The sequence below is a fragment of the Chryseobacterium sp. GVT01B genome (assembly GCF_019970045.1).
Taxonomy (GTDB): domain Bacteria; phylum Bacteroidota; class Bacteroidia; order Flavobacteriales; family Weeksellaceae; genus Chryseobacterium.
Genome location: NZ_JAHXYI010000002.1, coordinates 558,583 through 583,440, shown reverse-complemented (window position 1 = coordinate 583,440; position 24,858 = coordinate 558,583). Strand labels below are relative to the sequence as shown.

The window sequence follows — 24,858 nt, the reverse complement described above, 5'->3', positions numbered from 1 at the left end:
GTATTCAAGCAGAATACTATGAATTCTGAATGTTTATTGAAATGGAGCAAACTGCTTGAATATGATTTTTTCAGGCTCTATTCACAGCATTTGATGCTTTACTCCCCACCAACCTATAGCGGTAGAGATATTAGTAAGACAAAAAAAGGAAATAATTCTGATTTTCCTGTCTTCAGAAAAAATCTGTATACCCAGGAAATTATTTTGTTTATACTTGAGCAGGTGAGGTTAGGAGAAAAGACTAAAAATCAGATTATGGAAGACTATAGAATTCCTAAAACAACATTATATAAATGGCTGGAGAAATACAAGGAGAAGATATAAGCATAAAAGGTCCTGACTACAGGCGGATTTTTCAGGATATCATTGATAAAAAATTTCCTGAGAAAAAAGAATGGTATTCAGAAATATTGCAAAAAGAAGACTTATATATGCTTGATGTTTTGAGAATCAATAATTCCATCTTCAATACTCAGGATGAAAAGATGGAGATTTACAATCAGAAACTCCGTTCTTATGATGAACATTCAGTTTTATATATGTTAGATTATCAGAGAAAGAATAATCTGACAAATACTCAGTTAGCTAATCATTTCAGACTAAGCAGAAATACAGTTGCTAAATGGAAAAAACATTTTACATTGTGAAATTCATAATGTAAAATGTTCATTTGTTTGCTAATTGTTCTTGCTTTTCATTAGAGTGATTGCTTGAAATAGGTTTTTTTGACATTTTTTGATAAGATAAAATGTCTTTTTTATATTTTTCGTAATTGTTATTATAACGAATTTTGTACCCTTGAATTTACATAAATGATGAAAAAAGAAATAATTCCAGAGAGGGAAGCAAAAAAAAATTGTATTAAAAATAGGCAATTAAAAATGGTAATTAATTTTTGTCGTCTGTAATTTTATGGATGCACATAAATTATGTTCTGTTATAAATATCAGAACTGTTCTATTATTGTTATTTATTCTGTTCAGTACTGCCTTTTATTCACAAGATAAAGCAAGACGAAGAAGTATAGATAGTCTCGGTAATATAATTAAAGACAAGAATGTATATGCAGATAAAGGAAGCAAGGAAATTCTGAGATTATGTACAGAAATTTATTACCAGTCTAAAGAAATCAATTATAATAAAGGCATGCTTCAGGCTATTTTGAAGATGTCTGAAGTATATATGAATGAACGGAATTATGAGCTGTCTTTAAAGAAAATTTCAGAAGGTAAAGTATTATCAGGTAAAGAAAATGATAATGTTGCTTTATCTAGCTTCCTACTTGGTGAAGGAATGATTTATAGTGAAATGGGTTACACAAAAAAATCCCGTTATTCCCTTCAACAGAGTTTAGAACTTGCTGATAAATTGCCGAGTCAGGATTTACATGTAAAGAAGGCGGCTGTTTACAGGAGTATGGCTAGAAATATCAGGCAGGAAGGAAATGTGAACCATTATGATTCTATACTCATATATCTTAATAAAGGGTACTCGGAATCAAAAAAAATGAATTATAATTTCTCTTACAAACCCCTTTATTTAGCTTCATTTGCAATGGACATGGCTAAAGAGTATTTTCGGACTGATAAAATTTCAGAATCTGAAAAATACCTTAATGATTTTCAAATTTATATGAAAAATGAAAGAGACAAGTCAGAGTTTATTTATTATTATTTACTTAAAGGCAATATAGAAAATAAAAAGAAAAACTATAACACAGCTCTTGAATACTTTAATCAATCTAGACAGATTGTTAATGAATATAAGATTTATACAAATGCTTTAGAAGATATTTATTCAGGACAGGCGGAAGCTTATCGGATGCTGCAGGATTATAAGAATGAAGCTGTGTATTCAACAAAGGCAAAGAAAATAACGGACAGCATATCTTCTTCTGAGAAAAAAATATTAAATACTATTGTTGCAAACGGAGATACGGTGAAATGTCAGAAAGAGAATTTAAATTATAGTTATTGGTTATTTATTCTACCTTGTTTATTAGGGGTTGGAGGAACAGCATATATTTTTTTTAGAAAAAGTAGGGATGAAGAGGAAAATGAGTATATAAGAAATGCTGAAAATGAATTGCCAGTTGAAGAATATAATATTTCCTTTGAAGAAGCTATCTCTCCCCAAGAAAAAGAAAGGCAGGAACTGGAAATTGAGGATTTAAAAGAACTTATCGAACTTGTTCATAATAATGACAAATCCTTTCATTTGAAATTTCATGAGCATTTCCCATTATTCAATCAACAGCTTTTAACCATAAATTCTCAACTAAGCCATTCCGACCTTGAATATTGTGCACTCATAAAATTGAAATTCGATACCAAGGAAATCGCCAAATATAAGAATGTTTCCACAAGCTCAGTATTCAGTAAAAAATATAGAATCCGGAAGAAGCTGGATATCAGTACAAATGCGAATATTTATACCTGGATGTTTAATATTGGGTAGTTCATATACATATTCAAGAAATTAAAAATATGCAATTCTGTTGTTTTATAGTTTAGAAGATATAAAATCATTTATAAGGATTATTTTTATTGATAATGTACTTTTCATTCGCAGTGTAAGCCTGGAATTTCCAGGCTTTTTATCTATATTACTATTTTCAGATAGATTTTCAGACAACGTCTGACGTAAATAAATCATCAGGAAACAATAATTTTAATAATATTATTGTTGATGTACTAGCTTTGAATTGACTTTAATTTTTACTTTGTTCAATCCGATGAATATTAGGGATTTAGTGTTAAATTTGTTATTAATAAATTAAATGTTCAATGTCTAGAAAATCCAGGGCTGCATCGTCTGATCTTATTTCTTATTTCACTTTTGAAGAGCTGCTTCAGCAAGTGGGGTTTGATTTAAGGGTTAAAGGATTTATTGTTATGAACAGTAGTAAAAACGATCATACTATTAAACTCAATATGCCTTATCGGGCCGATTATTACTGTATGATTCTGGTTAAAAAAGGAAGTATTGGATTTACGATGAAGGATCAGCAGTATGAAATTGCTGCCGGAGATATGATCTTTTGTCCGAAAGGGGAAACTTTCTGGATGGATCATCTTTCTGCAGATTATAATGCCAAGTATATATTCTTTTCTTTCGATTTTATTTCTGAATCAGGATTTAATTCAATTGATGTTCTTAAAATATTCACTTCAGATCCGGCAATATTTATTAAGAATGAACCCGATTTATTCAGGAAGGTTGTATTTCATCTTGAACAACTTGAAAATCTGAATAATGCTGAAAAGAATAATTATTATTTCAAGGAAATGATCTGGCATTATTTTTCACTGATTATCTATGAGATTGATAACCACTTAAAAAAAACTGAAAAAATTAAAAGTATTAGCGATAGAGAAGATGAAATTACGACTGATTTTTTTGTTTTAGTTCGCAAGCACTTTAAAGAGCAGCATAATGTACAGTTTTATGCAGATCAGCTGTATATCAGCCGTAAATATCTTACAAGCATTATTAATAAAACCCTACGCAAATCGCCTAAAGAAATTATTGATCAGGTTTTGATATTGGAGGCAAGACTTTTGCTTAAAAATTCAAATTCTAATATTACTGAGGTTGCTTTACAGCTTAAGTTTCCGGATCAGGCTACTTTCAGTAAATTTTTTAAACGACATACCCGAAAATCTCCACAGGAATATAAAAAAGGAGATTTATATTAAAATAAATGTATTTAAAATCTGTATTAGAGGAGATTTCTAAAAATGGATTACTCAAATTGAGCAATCCATTTTTTATAATATTTGAAGTTTAAATGATATGCTCCGTAATAGAGCATCAAATTTTTGTATCTGATATTGTAAAGGTTAGCAGGATTTGGTTCATAAAATCGCTGGAAAGTCTTGTAAATAAAGAAAAAGTTTCTATCTTTGCAGTCCCTTAAACAAAGGGATTTACTTGAAAAAGTAAGTGGCCGACTCGGTAGCTCAGCTGGTAGAGCAATACACTTTTAATGTATGGGTCCTGGGTTCGAATCCCAGCCGGGTCACTTAAGGAGACAACTGTTAAAGTTTGTCTCCTTTTTTTGTGCCTGCATGTTGTTGTATTTCAATGCATTAATTTTGAAATGTTTATAGTTGGATTTTTAAGCTATATTCTTTAAAAGCCTGAACAAAATTTTCTAAAAAAATGCTTTTTGTTTTATCCCGTGAGGTTTTTCAAAAGTTCGATTTCTCACTAAGATTTTGAAATTTTCTTTGTCTTGGGTTTATTTAAGACTTTCTTTTAATTTTACGGTTAATCTATTTTCTGTTGATTCTTCATTTTTTTCCATTTTGCCAGTGAGTTTCTGCTTATTCTAAAATGTTTTGCAGTCTGCAAATTATTTAGATTATTCTTAATCTGGTATTCAAGAATCAACCTTATTGTTTCCTGGTCATAAGACCTGAACTGATTAACTCCCGTCGCTTCCGGATCCGCTTCATTCCCGAAAATAAGAGTGTTTAATTTTAATACGTCCATTGCAGTAAGTTTTTCTTTATTCAGAAAGAATACGCATTGTTGTTTCTTTTCCGGATATTTACTTTCAATAATATCACTATAAATTTTTGAATAGTCTGGACAATGCTGATTTTTCATCTGTTGTTATAATATATTTTTCTTCTACTTTCTCTTCATTAAATTTGCAATAAAGAATAATATTCTTTTTATAGAACCTCTTACCTATTAAGTAATACCAGTCATTATCAAGTTCTACCTTCAAATATTCATTTAATGAAAAGTTTACCTGATCCTTTGACAAACCAAAAAAATTCTTGTTAAGGATAAGTTTATCCCGTATTGCTTTTTTCATTATCATACCATTACATATTATATTTGCTCAGCCATTTGTATAAAGTTGTTTTAGGAATTTTGTAAATCTCAATGACCTCTTGAGGTTTCATTATTTTTTGGTTAATTCGCTCCAGAACAAATGCAATCAATTCTTTTGTATAAATGTTTTTCCTAAATGACGGGAGCTTTTGGGATTTTTTTTTACCAATTCTATTCGTGGGAGAATAAAAAATTAAATGCTGCGAATACAATCTGAAAAAATCATATTCCAATAACTTACTCCATTTTAAAAGATGATCCGTTGGCAACTCTTTTTCCTTATATATTCTTGTAATTTCCTGTTCGTCACACTTAAAAAAATTACATATCCGATCCATTTCTATCTGGCATTCAGTCACTCTTTTTTCAATAAGATTCCCGATATTTATATTTTTAAAATCAATATTCATACTGTTTGATTTTGTTGATTTTATTTTCACAATAATATAATGTACTATTACTAGATTCTTATGAAATTAGAGTGGAGCCTTTTTGGATTAAATCTTCACCTGTTTTTGTATAAAAGCTATGCTAGTATTAAATGGGACTTTAAAGCATATTGTCACCTTAGTTAAAATGCTTTATTGTCCTAAATAAATAAAAGTGTTTACCACAACATAGGCTGATCGGTTATTTAAAGATTGACCGGAACCTAAATTTGTAGCTGTTGTTCCTGTAAATGTATGGGTATGATTTGCAGAGACTCCTGTGTTACCTACTCCTACACCTCCGAATAAGCCGGGACTTGCGCTTCCTCCATGCCCGGTACCATTGTTACCAACACTTGTGCCACCATATAAAAATGAGCCTCCCGTATCTGTGCCGTGTGCATGTAATCCTGAAGACAAAGCAGTACCGCTAACACTAGTTGTCAGATTGATATTAGGTAAATTGCTTTGTAAGATGACAACTGAGTTACTCCCACCTGTATCACCTATATTTTCCGCTGCATTTTTAGTTTTTAGAGTTCTGTCTGTGGCATCATACAGGGTGGTGGTTAAACCTAAACTGGCCGCGGCTACTTGTGCCCTAACAGGAAGCGTTGAAATGGCTCTCCCATTTAACAAAAACCATCCATTGTAGTCTGCTGATTTAAATGACTGCGTAATAGTTCCAACAGGATATGATAAAAGAGATTTGTTGATTTTTTCCCAGACACTTCCATTGTAATAATAGAATCCGTTGGCATCAATATTTTGGGCTTTTACCGTCTGGCTGCCTGTAGTATAATCACTGATGTATATAATTGTGGAAATTTCTACGATTCCCATATTTTGTGCACGCTGGCGATCTATTCTAGGGATGAGCATTCCATCTGTATTGGTTGCAGTACCGGTAGGGTTTTTGGCATTAATATCCAGGGTCGACTGAGGTGTGGTTGTATTGATTCCGATCTGACTATAGACTATATTAAAGATTATCAACAATATAATTGATAATAATGATTTTGTATTCATGATTTTTTGTTTGAAAATGTATTTAAAATAATAACAGTTATTCACCTAAATAAATAAAAGTATTTACAGATAAGTAAGGTGATCTGTTATCAATTGGTTGACCTCCTCCGCCTAAAGGAGTACTTACCGTTCCACTGAATGTATGGGTATGGGCTCCTGCAGCAGCTGTATTGCCTCTGGCGTTTACTCCTCCCCATGCACCGTTTCCGGCATTACCATAGCCATTCCCATTGTTTCCAAAGCTTGTTCCTGAAAGCAAGAAAGCACTTCCTACAGCAGGACTATGTGCATGAGCTCCCGATGCAGTTGTTGTCCCACTCGTATTGCTTGAAAGCGTTATATTGGGTAAATTGCTTTGTAAAATGGTAAGCATATTGTTACCACCCACAGTGCCTAGGCTTTCGGTAGCAGTTTTTGTTTTTAAAACTCTGTCAGATGCATTAGGAATGTTAGTAGTAAAACCTAAAGCCTCCGCTTTGGCTTTAACTGCAGCTGGGAAAGCAGAAACAGCTCTTCCATCTAATAAATACCATCCATTGTGATCAGATGTTTTCACTGAATATTTTATATTTCCTGTAAGAGAGCTTTTATCGGTATAAAACAATTTTTCCCATAGGCTTCCACTGAAGTAGTAAAATCCGGTATTATCAATATTCTGAGCTTTTCCTGTCTGGCTTCCCGTAGTGGAATTATTGATGTATATGACAGTAGATGTTTCAATAGAAGCCATGTTCTGTGCCCTCTGGCGATCAACACGAGGAACTAGAATTCCATCTGTGCTAGTAAATGTTCCTATAGGATTTATGGCTTTGATATCTAATGTTGATTGAGGAGTCGAAGTATAAACTCCCACTTGTCCATTTGCTATATTCACAATTGTAAGAAATACAATTGATGATATATTTATTTTTTTTTTCACTATAGCTGATAAATTTTTGATTATAATGATAGTTTTACTCACCTAAATAAATAAAAGTGTTCAAAGCCAGATAGGCAGATCTGTTATCAATTGGTTGATTGGATCCTCCCAATGGAATAGCTACTGCCTGGGATAAAGTATGCGTGTGCCCTCCTGCACTTGCTGTAGTAGTAGCCACACCAGTTCCTCCCCAGGAGCCGGCACTCCCGCCTCCATATCCTCCTCCAGGTAATCCGGTAATTAAAAAACCCGTACCTTTATCGGGACCATGGGCATGGCTTCCTGCCGAATTTATTGTTACGCTTGCAGTCCCAGCCAGCGCTATATTGGGTAAATTACTTTGTGAAATTGTGAAAGAAGTATTTCCTCCCACGGTACCAATGCTTTCGGTTGTGCTCTTTGCTTTCAGTGTTTTATCGACTGCATCGAATAAATTACCTGTCAGCCCCAGGTTTGCAGCGGCTGACTGGGCATTTGCAGGAAGGTTTACAACAGGTCTGCCGTCCAAAAGATACCAACCATCATGATCTGTTGCTCTCGCAGAATATTGGATATCTCCTAAAGAATATGAATGATTATTGAGATCAAGCTTTTGCCAAACAATTCCGTCAAAATAATAAAAGCCTGCTTCATCAATACGAATAGCCTTTCCGGAGTTTGTTCCTGTTGATATATCATTCACATATATCATGGTGGAAGTTTCTACTGCAGCCATATTCTGTGCGCGCTCCCTGTCGACGTGTGGAATAAGGATTCCATCTGTATCCGTTATTGTACCTGTTGCATTTTTTGCAGCAATATCTAATGTTGCTTTCGGATCAATACTGTTAATCCCCACTTGGGAAAAGATTAATCCACCTATCAGTAATAATGCTGCTGTGTATAATTTTTTCATCTTTTTTGTATCTATTTTAAATGTTGTGGTTATTTTAGGTAATGAAATACTTAAATCTACTAGTTAGATTATAAAATGATTTTTATAATAGAATTTGTAAGAGACAGCATAATAACTCTGACTTAGAGACCTATTGATTTAGTTTCCTTCTACTATTGGTGCATTTAAGTATAATTAGTACCTTCTTACAGAGGTTTTGCATTTATTATATCTATTGGGGAACAGCTGAATAAATGCAAACCCTGCAAGCAACTAAAGGCAATAAATTTTTTTTCAACTAAGTTGTTTTTAGCCTGTTCAAAAGTATTGATTAATTGTTTTTTCTGAAGAATTGATCTTGTAAGAAGATTAAGACATTGGTGTATGAAAATTAAGACAAGGTTTGTATTAAAAAGAAGACAAGTTTATTTACGCTCTGGTTTAAGTTTTTGTAAGCTTACCTTACATTATAATCCTCTGCTTCTTCAGAATGTATTTGATGGACCATATTTATCGCAGGAAGCAGCTTTAAAATTGATGGTGAAAATTCTATTTCTACTTAATTGATTTCTGTTTAAAATGCAAAACAGGACAAAGCTTATTCAAAACTTTGCCCCATTAGCACTAATTAAATCTTTATTATTAAAAAAATAAAAATTACATTATAGGTAAACCATATTGGAATATCATAAAAAGTAAAAAGATAAACACTCGTATTATCTCGGTTATGAAGTATCGTAGAGAACAGAAATCTTCCTGTTAGGTTTGTATTATTTTATATTGATTTTAAATTTAATAGACATTTTAAAATTCTTCAACAATCATAGCCTCTCTAATCCCAGCAGTTGTTGTTCCCATATTAGAAAGTGTACAGGTAAATCTGATGATTGTACCAGTAGCACTATCATATACATGATAAATATTATATTCTTGGGAACCACCAGCAATATTACTGTCTAAATTAACCCACGTTCCAGGAATAAGCGTAGGGGTCGTTCTTTGTCTATATACAGCAGCATTTACTCCTGAGTCGGTACCACCACCAAATTCCACATCCCAGATCATAAATTGTCGTGTAGCTCCATCATTTAACCTGATTTGCCATGTTCCGTTTAATAAAGTGGTTGCATTATAGCCTGCATATCTAAAGGAATATTTGCCAGAACCACTGGTTACAACAACATTACTGTTAGGTACGATTAATCTTTGCTTTGTAACTGAAACACCTGCCGTTTCCGACGCTCCCGAAATAACATTTCCATTGGCATCCGTAGCAAGTGTCGTTACAGAGGGCAATCGACGCATTCTTATCCCTGAGGTTTCATCTATTCCGCTGTCTACATCTATATTGTTTGTAGGAGTGTCAATACCCACACCCAATCTGCCTTGATTGGTTACCACAATATCATTTGCTTGCTGTACAGCGGTAGGAACTCCTGTTGTTGGATTGTCTTTTGCTCCGTCTATGTGAAACTGTGCTTGCGGATTCGGGGTATTAATACCAATTTGGGCAGAAGTTTTAGTTAATCCTATCATTAAAATTAACATGCTGATTGCCTTTTTTTTCATATTCTAATTATTACAATTGTTCTTAAAATGCAGTTTCATTATAATTTTGGTGAAAATGATACCGATTACTCAACAGCAAATTCTGTTGTATGGATCATTCAGTTGAAAGCTATTATTAAAAATCAAGAGGTCTCAGGAAAAATTATTTATCAAAGGAAAGCACGATCAAATGACGTTGTCCTTCTTTATTAATTTCCTTTGAAATTTTATCCAATGAAATTCTGCTAATTTAAGCTGCATTGCCCATAATTGTTGCTCAAGATCTGCATCTATTGTATCTAGGGAACAGCTAAACAGATGCAAATCCTATAAGCAACTTAAGGCAATAAATTTTTTTTCAACTAAGATTTTTAACCTGTCCAAAAGTATAGATTAATTGCTTTTTTAGAAGAATTTAGCTTGTAGGAAGATTAAGACATGGGTATATGAAAATAAAGACATTGTTGTATTAAAAATAAGACAAACTTGCCTGTGGTCTGATCTGAGTTTTTGTAAACTTAGCTTATTTACATGGACACCTGTTTCTTTCAGAATGTATTCGATGGGTTAAGATAGTAATGAAATTTCTGCTTAATTAATTTCTGGCAAATGCAAAAACAGGACAAAGTTTTAAATAAGCATTGTCCTGTCTGTGCAAAAATATTGACTGAATGCTTTTTTCGAAGAATTTAGCATGTGGAAGATTAAGACATGGATGTACGAAAATAAAGACAGGGGTTATTCTAGTTTAAGTTTTTGTAAATTTTGAAAAGGTCAATGAGACTATTTATGCTTAATTTACTATATATTCTTTTTTTATAAGTACTCATTGTTCCGGCCTTGATGTTAAGTTCATTGGCAATTTCCAAATTTCCATTTCCTTCACCTAAAAGTTTGAAAATCTCAAACTCTCTTTTAGATAATTTTTTTACCGGATCATTGTTGTCCGGTTTCTGTGCTAGTACTTTTACCAGGGTGGGAGGATAGTAATGTCCATTTTCAAGAATATATTTTACGGCTTTAGTCAGAGTTTCATCATCACTTAGCTTACTTGCATAACCTTCTGCGCCTTCCAGAATATATTCGATGGCAACATTTTCCATGGAGGAAGAAAAGATCATGATCAAAAGATCTTTCTGAATTTCTTTCAGTTCTTTAATCATTAATTTATAGATGCTGCCTTCCATTTCAATATCAAGGATTAACAAATCAAATTTTTCAGCTCTGAGCTTCTCTTTTAGGTTAGGATAATTTTTTGCAAAATCAATTGAAACATTATTTAATGTATCTTGCAATACCATTGATGTTCCCAATCTTACCACAGAATGATCATCAGCAATCAATATTTTTTTTTTCATACGTTAGTTTTTAAGAAAGATTTTTATAATAGTTCCTTTAGGAGTATTTTTATGAAAAGTTATTTTAGCGTTAATTTTTTTTGTTAATTGGATAACCATATGCAAACCCAACCCATAATTTTTAAAAACAAAATTATCTTTTTCCATATTTTCAAAAACAAAAGAATAGTATTCAAGTTGGTCTTGTGACATCCCTTTACCTGTATCTGATATGGTAATTTCTATTTGTTTTTCTCCTTTTTGTTCCGTCTCTATAAGGACCTTACCGTTTTGAGTGTTTTTTACAGCATTATCTATCAAATTATGAACAATTGAAGAAAGAATGTTATGGTTAACTCTGGTGGTTATATGAGGATCACAGAGATTATATAGAGTAGTATTATTGGCTAATGCAATCTGATCAAACAATAGTTTTTTGCTTTGTACTAAGGTATGTATGTGATTTTCAATCTTATCAAAAATATTTTCCTCTTTAAATAAGCTGGTATATTCTTTCAAATCTAAGGTAAACTTAAACAGCTGTTCGGATGTATGATAAATTTCATCAAAATATTTTTTCTGAAGTTCATTATCTTTTGTGCTGTTAAGCCGTTGCGAGATAGAAACTAGAAATCTTATCGGAGTGGTAATATCATGACTGATGCTTTCCATGATTTTTTGTTGATATTCAGTCTCGTTCTTTAGTTTGTTTGCAGTGATTTCTAATTCCTGATCTTTACTGTTTAAGGTATGTTTTAAAGTTTTGACCATTCTTTTAAGGAAATTGGTCCGCGCATAAATAATCAGAACAACAAACATAATTCCCAGAACGATCATAAAAGATTTAAACCAAATTGTCTGATAAAAGAAGGGCTTAATTTTTACAACAATCTGTTTGTATATGAATTGACCATCTTCTGATCCTAAAAACCTGATATTAAGCTTGTAATCTCCGGGTTCAGCATTGTTTAAAATAAATTTTCTATCGTTTTTTATTTTTTCCCATTTGCTGTTTGAACTTCCTTCAAGTCTGGCTTCTATATAAATATTTTCGATGTTATGATAGTAAGGGAAATCCAGTAAGATCTCGGCGTTTTTGTAATCACTTTTTAGGTAAAGGGTATCAGTAAATTTAATAGTTTCTTTTCCAACTTGGGCTCTTTCTATAAACAGCTGGTTCTTTCGGGGATAATGGACTCTGATTTCACCGGGTTTAAAAAAAACAAAACCTTCCATAGAAGGAAATACAAATTCTTCATTTTCCAAAATATTACCGCTGGGATTTGCACTTCCGTTAAATTCATTATTGAGCAAACCATCCTCTTTGGTATAGCGATACCAGATAACTTTTGTTTTTTTATTTTTTGCATACCCCAAAAGTGATTTTTTAGAGACTTTGAATAAACCGTTATTAGAAGAAATCCAAAAAAAACCATAGTGATCTTCCAGGATATGATGCGCACTCGAAAGGTAGCCGTTCTTGTCTTCAGGTATTCGGATTTCATTATCATTTTTCAGGAGATAGAAGCCTCTGTTGTGAGTGGTAAACCAAAAGTTTCCATCTTTTGTCTGTTGGATTTCCTTTATCGGTAAATTTTTTGCAAAATGCTTTAAAATCTTGTTTTTAGAGTTGGAAACAAGATAAATTCCATCAGTTGTTCCCACATACATAGAATCTTTATTCAATTCTTTAACAAAATTGATATTAGCTTTAAATCTAAAAATACTTTTTGTCTTTTTGAATTGGTCGTCGGCAAATATGTTGAGATAATAATACTGATATTTACTATCCGCCATGTTTACTACAAAATTGTTACCTGCTTTAAAAATTCCTTCAACATTTCTTTGGGGGAAATTTATGGAATCATGTGCTTGATAGTGTGAAGATCTGTATCTCCGGTGTATTTTATTATATTCTACATACAGAAGATTAAGAGAGTTGTCATACAAGAGATAACGCCTATCATAGTTAAAATCAGCAGAATATATTTTATTTACTTTATCTTTATAATATTCAAATCCTTGTTTTGAAATAATTGAATTAGGGGTAAAAGGTAAAGCCTCATAAACAAACTCACCTGAGAACGGGACATTTTTCTGTGGAGTATAAAAATTAGACAGGTTTATAATTTTCAAGCCTTTCAAAACATTTCCAAGATAAAGTTTATTGGATTCTTCATCATAAAACATACAATATAAAAGCTCTTTTTCAATTTTTTTATATCGCATAAGAAATGTAAGGGTAAGTATACCATTAGATATTTTACTCCGATAAATATTACCGTTATTGATTACAAAAACTTGCCCCGTACCCTGATGCCAATATATTCTAGATCCAGGATCATTGTATAATGATGGTTTGCTGTCGTACGAAACAATTCCGTTTTTTAATATAATGGTTTTTCGGTTTTTCTGATCTGGTAGGAAAATGATATTTTCATGTTCAAAAGCATTTCTAAGCTCTTTCATCAGAAATGGGGCCAGAATTTTTTTTTCCGGCTTATTTTCTTTCTTATAAATAATGTAGCGATTGTTAAAAAAATAAGTTCCAGAATTTGAGATGACATAATAACAATTGGTCTCCGGAAAAAAATTATTAATAAAACTACTTTTATAATATCTTTTATACTGTACATTATTCCCCATTGAGTAAGTTTTGGAAATCTTTCCATTGGGCAGCATTTTTACAGTTCTGTCTGATATTAACACACAATTTTCATCATTATTATTAAAACAAATAAAATCTCTGTTTTTAGTACGAAGAAAGCTTCCGAAACTGAGATTACTTGTTTTAAAGTTATTGTACAATAAAAAATTGTGTCCATCATATCTCAAGATACCACCATCAGTTGATAGCCATATAAAACCATATTTATCCTTTGTAATGTCTTTTATGCTGTTTTGGGGAAGTCCCTGATCCATATTATACCACCGGAAAGTATAATCTTGAGCAGAAAAAAATAGGGGAAAGAAAATAACGATAACATAGAATAAATTCACAAACGGCAATATTTTTTTTGATTCTTCAACAAAGATATTATAAGTTTTTGTTATTTATTATTACTATTGCGTTATATAAAGCTTATGATAATTATGAAATGTTTAAGTTAGACAACTTGAAAAACTGTCAAAGTTCAAATCTCAGTTTGTACCCAATTTCATTTATAGAAAATTTTCTTTAACCTTTTCATCTCTTTTCTTTAAATATTCTTGAGTATTTTGTTCTATTAATGAACGTGAAAAATTACTTGAGTTATGATCTTTGTTTACTGATTTATATATTTGATTGGTGGTTTTCCTATCCAGAGGCCAATTATTTTAGCCCAGAGTACCCAATGACACTACTGAAATTGAAAAATCTAATCCATTTTTAAGTAACAAAATAATATGATACACCTAAGTATATTGTCACCAAAAAGAAGGTCTTAATATACTTAAATGTACCAATAGTAGAAGTTGACGAAATTCAAGCTCTTGTACAGAAATTCTATAGACTCTTTTATCAAAACTCCCTCTTTGCAATTAGCTAGTACATTTAAGTATATCATTGCCAAGACTTATCTTTAATCATGGTGCTACACTTTATGTAATACTATCAAGAAAAGCTATAATTTCTATTTAACATAAATTTCAGCTTTTGCCTGTACTCCCCACATTTGGAGGCTGTTGATTGAAGCTGTTGAGTTTTCGCCTTCCCTATTAACCAATAGATTGAAATTATAGGTTCCGGGTGTTAAATCACTTATTGTGTATGCCACAGGGGCAGAAAATCTTACATACGGGGATGTATTCCCTGAAAGAGATCTTGCCCAGGAAGTCATCATAATGCTGGAAATTGTCCTTGAAGATGTACCAGTTTGTGAAATATGAAATCTTAATGAGCCATATCCTGTTCCTGTGGTATTAACATCACCCCATACATCCCATCGAAGAATTATCATCACCTGGTTATAACCCGATGGTACCGTTACTGCTAGCTGTCCACCATCAACTTGTATTTGAGAAGGAGTGGTAATAGACTGTGCAACATTAATTATTGAGCCTAAAACTGTGTTATTAAGTTTCCAACCATTGTTTGGTGCTGTTGGTACTCCTAAAAAATCCAAATTCCATGTATTTCCCGTATCATTTGCTGTAATAGAAACAAATTCACCTCCATTTAATGTAAAGTTAGAATTATTTGCAGTTCCCCCTCCAAATCTCAAATTTTGTCCAGAAGCTGCTTGTATGACAATAGGATAGGTACTGAGGTTTTTTATTTTGTAAATTCTACCGGCAAAGCTAGTCGGTCCACTTGCTGGTGATGCTGAAGGTAGGGTAAGTGTTGCCTGAGCTGTACCCTCATACGTGAGATAATAGTCTTTATCTGTAAGAGTAGTGCTTGTTGTAGTTTTGCGATATTGACCTTCAAGGGAGCCACTTATTTCTAATGTACTTGTTGGAGTTGAAGTATTAATCCCAACCTGTCCAAACGAAAAAAAACTGAATAAAATTCCAGCAATTGTGAATAGATTTTTCATTGGTTTAAAAAATATTTGTTTGTGCTTTTTAGTATTTATATATTTTTTACTTAGATGATTCAAAATATAATTAATCAGTGAATTGTTAATGCAAAATTATTTTTTTGAATATAAAACGATGAAGTTTAGACCTGTCATTGCCTAGTGATATCTGTTATTTACTGTCATTAATATGAAATTCTATGCTTGGGATTTTATAGAATCCGATGAATTATATAGATAGTCTAGTTGATAAGTTTTGTGAAGTATTTCCTCTTTTCAATCAGAAGCTTCTAGCCTTAAATCCCCAGTTAACACATACTGACTTGGAATGTTGATAAAAGTAAAGAACTCATAATTAAATATAAAATGGAGTAATGGATTTTGCACCATTTAGTAAAGAACAACTGTTGTTAAGACTGAAGAAGCAGAGAAAATAAAATATTTTATCAGGGAATATATTTCATCCTGATTTCTTCAGAAGAAGTACGCGTAACTTCCTGAAATCCTATTTTCCGATACAGATTATAAGCCTTATTATTTCCGGAGCAACCTCCAGAATGGATTTCAATACCATTAAAGTTCCGGCAGGCTTCAGCAATAACAGCTTCAATCAATCCCTTACCGATATTTTTCCCCTGAAATTCTCTTTTTACATACATCTGGTAAATACTTCCTGTGTTGCTTTCATTTTTAACAAAAGTACAGATGCCCACAAGTTCATCCTGTGCGAAAGCTCCATATACAAACCTTTCTGGTGTTTGTTCTTCAATATCGCTTTCCATCCGGAATTTTTCGATACTCAAGGCCTCCTGATAGGTTGCTCCAAAAGCTTCAGGAAATTTTTCCAGACTTTCCAGGCGAATTGCCCTGTAAATTCTACTTTCGTTGGGGAGAAGTTTTCGATAGTTAATACTTGTCATGATTATTTTCATTAATATCCGATACAAAAATGTACATTATTTTGAACTTCTTTTTAATATAAATCCCAATAATTATATTAAAATTTTCAAACTAGCCGATCTATTTGTAACAAATTTCATTTCAGATAGTCTTATTATAAAGAAAAACAGATTTTTTGAGCGGAATAGCTTACAGAAACCGTTGAAAAACTTAAGAAGATGTCTGTTTAAGGGGGAAAATTTTAGTACTTTATTTAAATGTTACATTTTTGCAAAATTAACTGCTTATTTCATAATAAGCATGATAATTTATGTATATTTATAACACTTATTGGGGAATAATAATAGAATAACAGTAGAAATTTATCAACATATTTCAATGGAATATGTATAGGTAGATATAGGGAAAAGTGGAGCTGATGGAAAGAATTAGTTTGATCATTCTTACGAATAAAAAAATAAATTCAAAGGATATAAAGAAAATAATAGCCTGTACAATCTGCATAGGGTTATTTTTATGTATGCTTTCGTGCAGCCGTGATTCCCAGAATAAAGAAAGAGAGAATTTTGATACTTCTTTATTAAACCAGACTTCAGACCTCCAACTGTCAGGGGAATACGAAGCACTTATCCGGCTGAATATAAAATACCTGAAAAAGGCAGCAAAAATGAAATATAAAGCTGGAAAAGGCCTTTGCTACCTGAATATGGCAGGGGTGAATGTCTCAGCAGGAAATTATGATAAAGCCCGTTTTTTTTTCAACAAAGCGGAGAAAGATTTGAAAAACTCTGAGAATAGCTATCATAAAGCAGCATTCTATAATGACTACAGTTTGTATTATTCTCATCTTAAAATAAATGACAAGGCTATTGAATGCAATAACAAAGCATTCTATTATCTAAAACAGGCCGAAAAAACAAGTCTTACTCAAAAATTACTTCCGAGACTGTATGTAAACAAAGGAATTTACTATGCCTGGAAAGGGTGGTTCGGAACTTCTCTAAAATGTTTCACGAAAGCGAATATGCTGGAAAACTCGGCCTATAGCAATTGTATGGTTGCCCAATACTATTTATTTGTTCACAAACCTGATTCTGCCGGAATATATATTGAACGGGCAGATGAGAAGATGCTAAGCCAGAAAACAACCGATGTAGAATCTCTCTGGGTTTACTATACCATGGGATATTACTATAATGAAGTGGATAATAGCGAGGAGGCCGAGAAAGCACTTAGGAAAGCCTTGGACATCAATATTAAAACAAGGCGTACATATTCTTCGCATATCAAAGAGGTTTACAAGGCACTGGCAGAACTGTATAAGAAAAAGAATGACGGAGGAAAGGCTTATTTCTATCTGAAAAAGTATATGGAAGAAGAAGGGAGGTTTGACGCCGCCCGATTTACCACGATGAATAAGGCAACCGAAGATTTTATATCTGAAGTAAAGCAGGAGTCGGACTGGCATAAGAATGATCTTCCGTTATTTATTGCCTTGTCTATCAGTGTTCTTACCTTTTCAGGAGTATATGTCCGGAAAATAATTAACAACTTAAAGCTAAAGAAAAACTCCCTGAAAGAAGAAACGGATGAGCTGAAAAATCATGTGGAAACCAAGCAGCTGGAAGAAGTAATAGAACTTGCCAAGAGGAATGATTCTTCTTTTTTATTAAAATTCAAAGAATTGCATCCTGATTTTATAAAAGCGCTTTTGAAAATCAATCCTGACCTTGAAAATTCAGAGCTGACTTTCTGTGCTATGTTGAAACTACGCTTTTCATCCAAAGAAATTGCAGATTATACCTTTGTGCAGCACAGATCTGTACAACAGAAAAAATACAGGATCAGAAAAAGACTGAATATCCCCGGAGAAACAGATATTTATGACTTTTTTGAAAACTTAACGGAATAAATAATTTCATCACAATAAAAAGTACTGTATTCTGTTTTATAAAAGATTTTATTATTGATCTCAGCAGAAACACCAGAGAATTAAAAATAAAGTACAATTGTATTCTGAGAGATTATTTTAAACATAATTTATACAGGAATTTAGCTTAAATAGAGAAACATATGATGCGTATTTTTCTTGTTGTTTTACTTATTATTTTGGTTTCGTGCCATTCTCATTCAAAGAAAGAGGCTGAAAAGAAATTTGATGTTTCCCTGCTGAAACAGAATGAGCAATTCAGAGTGGCCGGAGAATATGATTCTCTGATCAATCTCAACAAAAAGTATTACAAACTGGCTGATAAAATAAATTACGCAGATGGAAAAGCGCTGTGCTATATCAATCTGGCAGAGCTTAATATTTCTTTAGAAAACTTTCAGAAGTCCCAGGTTCTTTTTGACAATGCGAAAGAAATCCTGGATCAATCGGATGATAATCTACATAAAGCCAGATTTTATAATGTTTATGGCCGTTTCAATATAGAACTCCGAAGAGTGGACAAAGCTTTTCAATATAATAATGAAGCGATGAGCCTGATCCAGAAAAGCGGTCAGTCTGAACTTAAAAAGGATCTTCTTTTCAGTATTTATTTCAGGCAGGCCATCTATTTTATCCAGAAAAAGAATTACGAAAAAGCACTTGAGTATTTTCACAAAGCAAAAAAGATGGATAATTCAGGCCTTACGGATTGTGCTATAGGTGATTATGTTTATATGCATAAAAACAAAGATTCTGCATATAAATATGTAAGCACTGCTTATAATAAAGCGAATATAAGAGGGAAGGAGGACGGGATAGCCTTGTATGCCAATACTATTATGGGAGAATATTTTCTTACCAACAAACAATACGACAAGGCAGAAGAAACGCTTAAAAAAGCTCTGAAGATCAATGAGAAGACTAAGCGCATCTACGCCTACTACGGAAAGTATATCTATAACGATCTCAGAGTGTTGTATGAACGTACAGGGGATAAAGAAAAAGCATATCTCTACCTGAAAGCCTATACAGATGCTTATTATAAAACCAATACATCTTTACTGGCCACAATTAACCAGGATATGGAATCTTTTATTACGGGAGCTCAGCAGGATGCTGATCATCATAAAAGTAAAATATACTGGATAATCTTTCTGTCACTGGCAGGTCTTTCTCTGCTGGGCTTGTATGCCTGGAGAATTATCAGGGCTTTGGGGAAAAGAAAAGAAGTACTTACCATTGAAGCTGAAAACCTTAAAATCAGGATGAATGATAATAAGCAGGAAGAGGTCTTAGAACTTGGTAAAAAGAATGATCCTGAATTTCTGAACCGTTTTAAAGAAGTTTATCCTGAATTTATAGATCAGCTTTTAACAATTAATCCCAATCTTGAAAGTTCTGAATTGATTTTTTGTGCAATGCTGAAACTGCATTTTACATCCAAAGAGATTGCAAGCTATACTTTGGTTCAGCACAGAAGTGTTCAGCAGAAAAAATACAGAATAAGAAAGAAACTCAATATTCCGGGAGAAACAGATATTTATCATTTCTTTGATACTTTGAAATAATTCAAAAAAAAACTGTCTGATTTATCAGGTCAGACAGTACTCGAAAATATTCTCTTTTCACCACTTGAATTTTTTTGTGGTCTCTGGGTCAAATATGAAAATTTTTAACGAAAACAGAAAAAAACACTCTACTACATGGGTACTACATCGTGTATTTGTGTTTTTAAACTACTGATTCATAGTGAGTTGTTTTTATTGGTTGTTTTGAAGGTTTATTTATGAAAAAAAGAGCCTGTGATTCTAAATTGCTTCATTTTTTTGCCTATATTTTTTATAATCTATCTTTTTGGATGTTACTTAAAGTAGCAGATAAGTATTAATTTCTTCCTGATTTTCAATTTGTTTTTCCGGTTATATTTTGATCAGAATATCCAAGGTATTTTATCAGTTAAAATTCTGTTGATGAATGAACACAAAAGAAGCGAAATGTAAATTATTGATATCTAGCTGTTTACGATAAAAGTGTATCTATGTAGTATCATCTTTTTTTGTTTTTTATTAAAAATATATAAGTTTTGTAGAGAGTTTTATTGTGAATGTTATACGATATGTTTCGTTTTGTTGAATTTATGATAATGGTGGCTTTATCATTAATGATGACTAAAGAATAGAAACTGAAACAGTCTTTGGATAATATTTTCAATAAGCTTCCCAAAATAACTTTAAATAAATCTATGAAAAAAAGAATTTTATTCGTTTGCGCATTAGCGTCTTGTTTTACGGTTTTCAATGCTCAGAGATGGGAATCTGTTTCTCAAAAATCTTCACGCATAAGAGAAGGAGTAGAAGTACAGCATTCTTATAGAGTTGATCTGAAGTCTTTGAGAGAAATGCTGAAAAATGCTGAAGAGACGGGGAAAAATGCACGTCCTGTTATTATTTCTTTACCAACAGCAGAAGGAAAGATTGAAAAATTTGCTGTCTATAGCAATCCTGTAATGGATCAATCCCTTGTAGACAGATATCAGCTGGGCTCATATGTCGGAATTGGTGTGGATGATGCTTCTAAATATTTAAGATTCAGTACATCCCCAACAGATATGCAGTCTATGATTATTAAAGACGGTATATTTCAGTTTATAGAGCCTATAAGTACAGATAAACAGACTTATGGTGTCTTTTATAAAACAAAGGAAAAAGGAGACATGCATGGGTTTGAGTGTGATACGGAGCATGATCTTAAAGAGATTGGTAAACTGGTGGAAAACGGGAAAAAGATGCTTTCCAATGTAGGAATTACCAATAGACCTACTAATACCAAATACAGAACTTTCAGAATGGCTATGGCTGTTACCGGTGAATATACTCAATTTCACGGAGGTACAGTTGCCGGGGCTGTCGCCGCGATCAATAACACAATGACAAGAATCAATGGGGTTTTTGAGAGAGATTTTGGAGCTCATTTTAACGTGCTGGATCTTCCGGGAATTATTTATACAGATCCTGCTACCGATTTTTATACACCTCAGGCAGCAGCCACTGATCCGTCACTCAACCTACAGCTGCAACAAAAGTTGACGGCAGATGTTGGAAATGCCAATTATGATATTGGACACGTATTTCATCGCAATGTCGGACAAAGCAGAAATGGAAATGCCGGAGGGATAGGAATTGTTTGTACAAACCCTGCCACTAATACTTCTTTAGGTAAAGGTGCGGCTTTTTCAATGAGCCCTGACCCTGTAGGAGAAGTATTTGATTTAATGGCAGCTCACGAAATGGGACACCAGCTGGGAGCCAACCATACCTTCTCTATGAGAACTGAAGCTTCAGGTGCTAATGTGGAGCCTTGGGGAGGAACAACGATCATGGGATATCCGGGGATTACTCAGGATAATATCCAGGCCAATATGGATGGATATTTCCATTATAAATCTATTTCTCAGGTATTAAATAACCTTGAATCTAAGGTAGGGTGTGGTGTTGCTGTTGATATCATCAACAATACAGCACCGGTAATTACACCACTTGCTAATTATTCTATCCCTAAAGGAACTGCCTATTATTTGGATGCTGTAGCAGCAGATGCAGAAAGTGACCTTGTTACGTATACATGGGAACAATACAACAGTGTAGGAGACAGAAATACCATTTCCGGAGATAGCGGGTGGGGTTATAATGCAGAAGGAGCTATCGCGAGATCTTTACCGGGAACAGCTAACAGCAGAAGATATTTCCCTAAGCTGGAAACTGTATTGAATGGTGTACTTACAGACAAACAGGTATGGGAAACTGTTTCCTATATCCCAAGAACATTGAACTATGCAGTAACTGTAAGAGATCAGAATGCATTAAGACCAATGACTTCCACTGCTGAAACAGTTGTAACGGTAGGTAATGACGGACCTTTCAAATTCAGCGGACTTACCACAACCTCTGTTTTATATAATGATGCATCCAATACCATCACATGGGATGCCGCAAACACCAATAACGCTCCTTATAATGTAGCTGCTGTAAAAATTGATTATACAACCAATAATGGGACTACTTGGACAGATCTGGTGGCTTCTACACCCAATACAGGAAGCTATGCTGTACAAATGCCGGCAAATGTAACGGGTGCCGTTAAATTAAGAATATCAGCAGTAGGCAATATTTTCTATGCTGTATCTCCGGCTGTAACAGTTGGAACGGCTCCTACTTCTACTGCCGTTGCTCCAACAGGAGTTTCTGCAATAGAGACAGAAATTTTAAAAACGACAGCTAGAATATCGTGGAATAAAGTACCGGGAGCCACTTACTCTGTCAATTACAGAAAAGTGGGGGTTGCAAGCTGGTCGAATACAACAAGCGCTGCAAACTCTGTATTGTTGTCAAATCTTGAAGATGAAACCAATTATGAAGTACAGGTAGCTGCCGTTGTGAACAGTGTTCCGGGTGCATTCTCAACTAATTATGCATTTAAAACAAAAGGATTGAGAACAGGTGCAGATTATTGTTTGATGACTACAGGAGGAAATGGAGGAAGCTTTAATAGTGGTCTTGTAAAATTGACATTATCTAACCTGGCATATGTATATTCAGGATTGGATGTTTATAAAACATATCTTGATTTTAGTGAAGATGCAACCAAAGTTGTTAATTTAACAAAAGGAACTCAGTACACCGCAAGCTTTAGAAACCTTGCAGGCGGAAACTATAATGACTGGCTTGAAATCTGGATAGATTACAACAGAAACGGAGTCTTTGAAAACTCTGAAAAAGTAGTTACCAGTGGGGCTCTTCCTTTCTATGCTGCCGCTGCTCAGGCTTACCTTCGTGATGGAAATGTAACATTTACAGTGCCTGATACGGCATACTCTGGTGAAAAATTGTTGAGAATGAGAGTTGCAAGTACTTTCTTTAATGCAGCCAGCGGTCCTTGTGGAAGCCCTACCGTACCTGTAAATGGTGGAGGAATTGTTTCTGTAGGATCTTTCAGAGATTTTTCTGTGAAAATTTCGGAAAATGCTAACCTTGCAGTGAGAGAAGCGGCAGACACAAAATCATCCGAAGTATCTATTTATCCTAACCCTGCAGATACATTTGTAGAAGTGAAAAATCTTAAAGGTAAAGCAGATTACAAAATCTACAGTGCAGACGGAAGACTAGTTCAGGAAGGTAAAATTGATGGAAAGATCAACGTTGCTTCTTTGATAAAAGGAATGTATGTGGTCACTATAAAAGATGATAAAAACACTTATAATACTAAGTTAATCAAGAAATAACACAAATGAATCTCCGCATCAGGATCTAAAACGCGGAGAGAAAAAGATTTATTTAACTGAAAAAAGGCTGTCTCTGGTTGAGGCAGCCTTTTGTTTATGATGAAGTAAGATGACCATTAAAAAAGTCCAGCATGGTTGCCAATGAGTTTTCAGAATGCATCCGTTCTCCGTTTTCCAGAGATTCCTGTGTGGCAATAGCCGCTCTCTTCCGCATATGAAGTTCATAGTTTGAAATTGCTTCCTGTAATGTGCTGTAACTGTCATTCGTCAGATATTCACTCAGTTCAAGCGCATCCAGCATAGCCATATTGGCGCCTTCTCCTGCAAATGGAGGCATTACATGAGCTGCATCGCCTATCAGAGTTAGACTGGATTGTGCTTCCCAGGTCTGATCTGAAGGCATAGAGTAGATCAGGCGCGGAATAAATGGAGTGGCAGCATTTTCAAACAATTCATTCCAGACGGGGCTCCATTCGGAATATTCTGTTTTGAACCATTTAAGCATCTGTGCATTATCAGAAAAATCAAGACCGCTGTGTGCAGGCCAGTTTTCATCAGCTTTAAAGCTTGCATAAAATCCCAGATCTCCATTACCTTTCTGGCCAAGCAGAATATTCTGGGTATTTCCGAATGCCATTATTTTTCCTCCTTTAATCATAGCATCGATCTGAGGAGCAGCTTCTTTTGAAACATTTCCTTCCAGCATGATAATTCCGGAATAAATAGGTTTAATATCAGTAAGATAAGGACGTATTTTAGAATTGGCTCCATCACCTGCAATGACAAGATCTGCATATTCTGAAGTTCCGTTTTTAAAATGCATAAGCCAACCTTCGTTCTGAGGTTCCATCGTAAGAAAGTGACTGTCCCAGACTACAGTTTCAGGATGTAATGACTCTAAAAGCATATTCCTTAAAGGTCCGCGGTCTATTTCAGGACGGAAATGTTCCTCACCAAAATCTTCTTCAGGTTTCGTCTCATGATCGTTAAAAAATATTTCTGCTTGTTCATTGACAATAAGTGTTCTGTCTGCTCCGGGGCGGAAGGTCTTTTTAAATTCATCCAATAGTTCTGCTTTACGGATGGCTGCTAATCCGGAATCTTCATGCATATCAAGAGGAGAACCCTGTACCCGTGCATTTTTATTGAAATCTCTTTCATATACTTTTACGTTGGCTCCTTTCAGCTGTAAAAGTCTTGCCAGTGTAAGTCCTGCGGGACCACCACCAACGATTGCTATTGATTTGTTTTCTATCAGCATTTTA

The 24,858-nt window shown here is 33.7% G+C and carries 19 protein-coding genes and 1 tRNA gene; 8 read left to right on the top strand and 12 right to left on the bottom strand.

What is annotated here, in order from left to right; translation table 11 throughout:
• Positions 1–18 precede the first annotated feature (18 nt).
• The 5 genes from LC457_RS06055 to LC457_RS06035 all read left to right on the top strand — a co-directional run bounded on the left by LC457_RS06055 (position 19) and on the right by LC457_RS06035 (position 4,024).
• A complete protein-coding gene (locus tag LC457_RS06055; RefSeq protein ID WP_308116397.1) occupies positions 19–324 on the top strand; it encodes a hypothetical protein in 306 nt (101 codons plus the stop codon).
• Positions 294–647, top strand: a complete 354-nt coding sequence (locus LC457_RS06050; RefSeq protein ID WP_223599065.1) for a helix-turn-helix domain-containing protein — start codon at positions 294–296, stop codon at positions 645–647. Before LC457_RS06055 ends, LC457_RS06050 begins: the two co-directional genes overlap by 31 nt.
• A gap of 265 nt (positions 648–912) precedes the next feature.
• On the top strand, positions 913–2,457 hold the full coding sequence (locus tag LC457_RS06045; protein ID WP_223599064.1) for a hypothetical protein: 1,545 nt from the start codon (positions 913–915) through the stop codon (positions 2,455–2,457).
• A gap of 329 nt (positions 2,458–2,786) precedes the next feature.
• Positions 2,787–3,698: an AraC family transcriptional regulator gene (locus tag LC457_RS06040; RefSeq protein ID WP_223599063.1), complete on the top strand. Its 912-nt coding sequence runs from the start codon at positions 2,787–2,789 to the stop codon at positions 3,696–3,698.
• Positions 3,699–3,951: 253 nt separating this feature from the next.
• A tRNA-Lys gene (locus tag LC457_RS06035) sits at positions 3,952–4,024 on the top strand.
• A 248-nt stretch (positions 4,025–4,272) separates the two neighbouring features.
• Here the strand turns inward: LC457_RS06035 and LC457_RS06030 are convergent.
• The 11 genes from LC457_RS06030 to LC457_RS05980 form a co-directional block, all read right to left on the bottom strand.
• Positions 4,273–4,614 (bottom strand): helix-turn-helix domain-containing protein, encoded by a 342-nt coding sequence (locus LC457_RS06030; RefSeq protein WP_223599062.1) that lies wholly within the window; start codon positions 4,612–4,614, stop codon positions 4,273–4,275.
• Entirely contained in the window at positions 4,574–4,828 is a 255-nt protein-coding gene (locus LC457_RS06025) for a hypothetical protein (RefSeq protein WP_223599061.1), read from the bottom strand. The genes LC457_RS06030 and LC457_RS06025 overlap by 41 nt, the downstream gene beginning before the upstream one ends.
• 10 nt (positions 4,829–4,838) lie before the next feature.
• A complete protein-coding gene (locus LC457_RS06020; protein ID WP_262904049.1) occupies positions 4,839–5,258 on the bottom strand; it encodes a transposase in 420 nt (139 codons plus the stop codon).
• 171 nt (positions 5,259–5,429) lie between these two features.
• Positions 5,430–6,305, bottom strand: coding sequence for a hypothetical protein (locus LC457_RS06015; protein ID WP_223599060.1), 876 nt, complete (start codon positions 6,303–6,305; stop codon positions 5,430–5,432).
• Positions 6,306–6,342: 37 nt separating this feature from the next.
• A complete protein-coding gene (locus LC457_RS06010; RefSeq protein WP_223599059.1) occupies positions 6,343–7,179 on the bottom strand; it encodes a hypothetical protein in 837 nt (278 codons plus the stop codon).
• Between the two features lie 79 nt (positions 7,180–7,258).
• Positions 7,259–8,119, bottom strand: a complete 861-nt coding sequence (locus LC457_RS06005; RefSeq protein ID WP_223599058.1) for a hypothetical protein — start codon at positions 8,117–8,119, stop codon at positions 7,259–7,261.
• Positions 8,120–8,902: 783 nt separating this feature from the next.
• Positions 8,903–9,667 carry a hypothetical protein gene (locus LC457_RS06000; protein WP_223599057.1) on the bottom strand — a complete coding sequence of 255 codons (765 nt, stop codon included), beginning with the start codon at positions 9,665–9,667 and terminating at the stop codon, positions 8,903–8,905.
• A gap of 722 nt (positions 9,668–10,389) precedes the next feature.
• The gene (locus tag LC457_RS05995) at positions 10,390–11,004 is read right to left on the bottom strand and encodes a response regulator transcription factor (protein ID WP_223599056.1); all 615 of its coding nucleotides are present in this window, start codon (positions 11,002–11,004) and stop codon (positions 10,390–10,392) included.
• A gap of 3 nt (positions 11,005–11,007) precedes the next feature.
• On the bottom strand, positions 11,008–13,983 hold the full coding sequence (locus LC457_RS05990; protein WP_223599055.1) for a HAMP domain-containing sensor histidine kinase: 2,976 nt from the start codon (positions 13,981–13,983) through the stop codon (positions 11,008–11,010).
• A gap of 614 nt (positions 13,984–14,597) precedes the next feature.
• Entirely contained in the window at positions 14,598–15,503 is a 906-nt protein-coding gene (locus LC457_RS05985; RefSeq protein ID WP_223599054.1) for a hypothetical protein, read from the bottom strand.
• Positions 15,504–15,931: 428 nt separating this feature from the next.
• Positions 15,932–16,405: a GNAT family N-acetyltransferase gene (locus LC457_RS05980; protein ID WP_223599053.1), complete on the bottom strand. Its 474-nt coding sequence runs from the start codon at positions 16,403–16,405 to the stop codon at positions 15,932–15,934.
• A 398-nt stretch (positions 16,406–16,803) separates the two neighbouring features.
• Here LC457_RS05980 and LC457_RS05975 point away from each other — a divergent pair, with 398 nt between their 5' ends.
• The 3 genes from LC457_RS05975 to LC457_RS05965 all read left to right on the top strand — a co-directional run bounded on the left by LC457_RS05975 (position 16,804) and on the right by LC457_RS05965 (position 23,593).
• Positions 16,804–18,297: a tetratricopeptide repeat protein gene (locus LC457_RS05975; protein ID WP_223599052.1), complete on the top strand. Its 1,494-nt coding sequence runs from the start codon at positions 16,804–16,806 to the stop codon at positions 18,295–18,297.
• A 161-nt stretch (positions 18,298–18,458) separates the two neighbouring features.
• Positions 18,459–19,883 carry a hypothetical protein gene (locus LC457_RS05970; protein WP_223599051.1) on the top strand — a complete coding sequence of 475 codons (1,425 nt, stop codon included), beginning with the start codon at positions 18,459–18,461 and terminating at the stop codon, positions 19,881–19,883.
• Between the two features lie 674 nt (positions 19,884–20,557).
• Positions 20,558–23,593, top strand: coding sequence for a reprolysin-like metallopeptidase (locus tag LC457_RS05965; RefSeq protein WP_223599050.1), 3,036 nt, complete (start codon positions 20,558–20,560; stop codon positions 23,591–23,593).
• 94 nt (positions 23,594–23,687) lie between these two features.
• On the opposite strand, the gene LC457_RS05960 is transcribed toward LC457_RS05965, so the two are convergent.
• The gene (locus LC457_RS05960) at positions 23,688–24,854 is read right to left on the bottom strand and encodes an NAD(P)/FAD-dependent oxidoreductase (RefSeq protein ID WP_223599049.1); all 1,167 of its coding nucleotides are present in this window, start codon (positions 24,852–24,854) and stop codon (positions 23,688–23,690) included.
• Between the last annotated feature and the right edge of the window lie 4 nt (positions 24,855–24,858).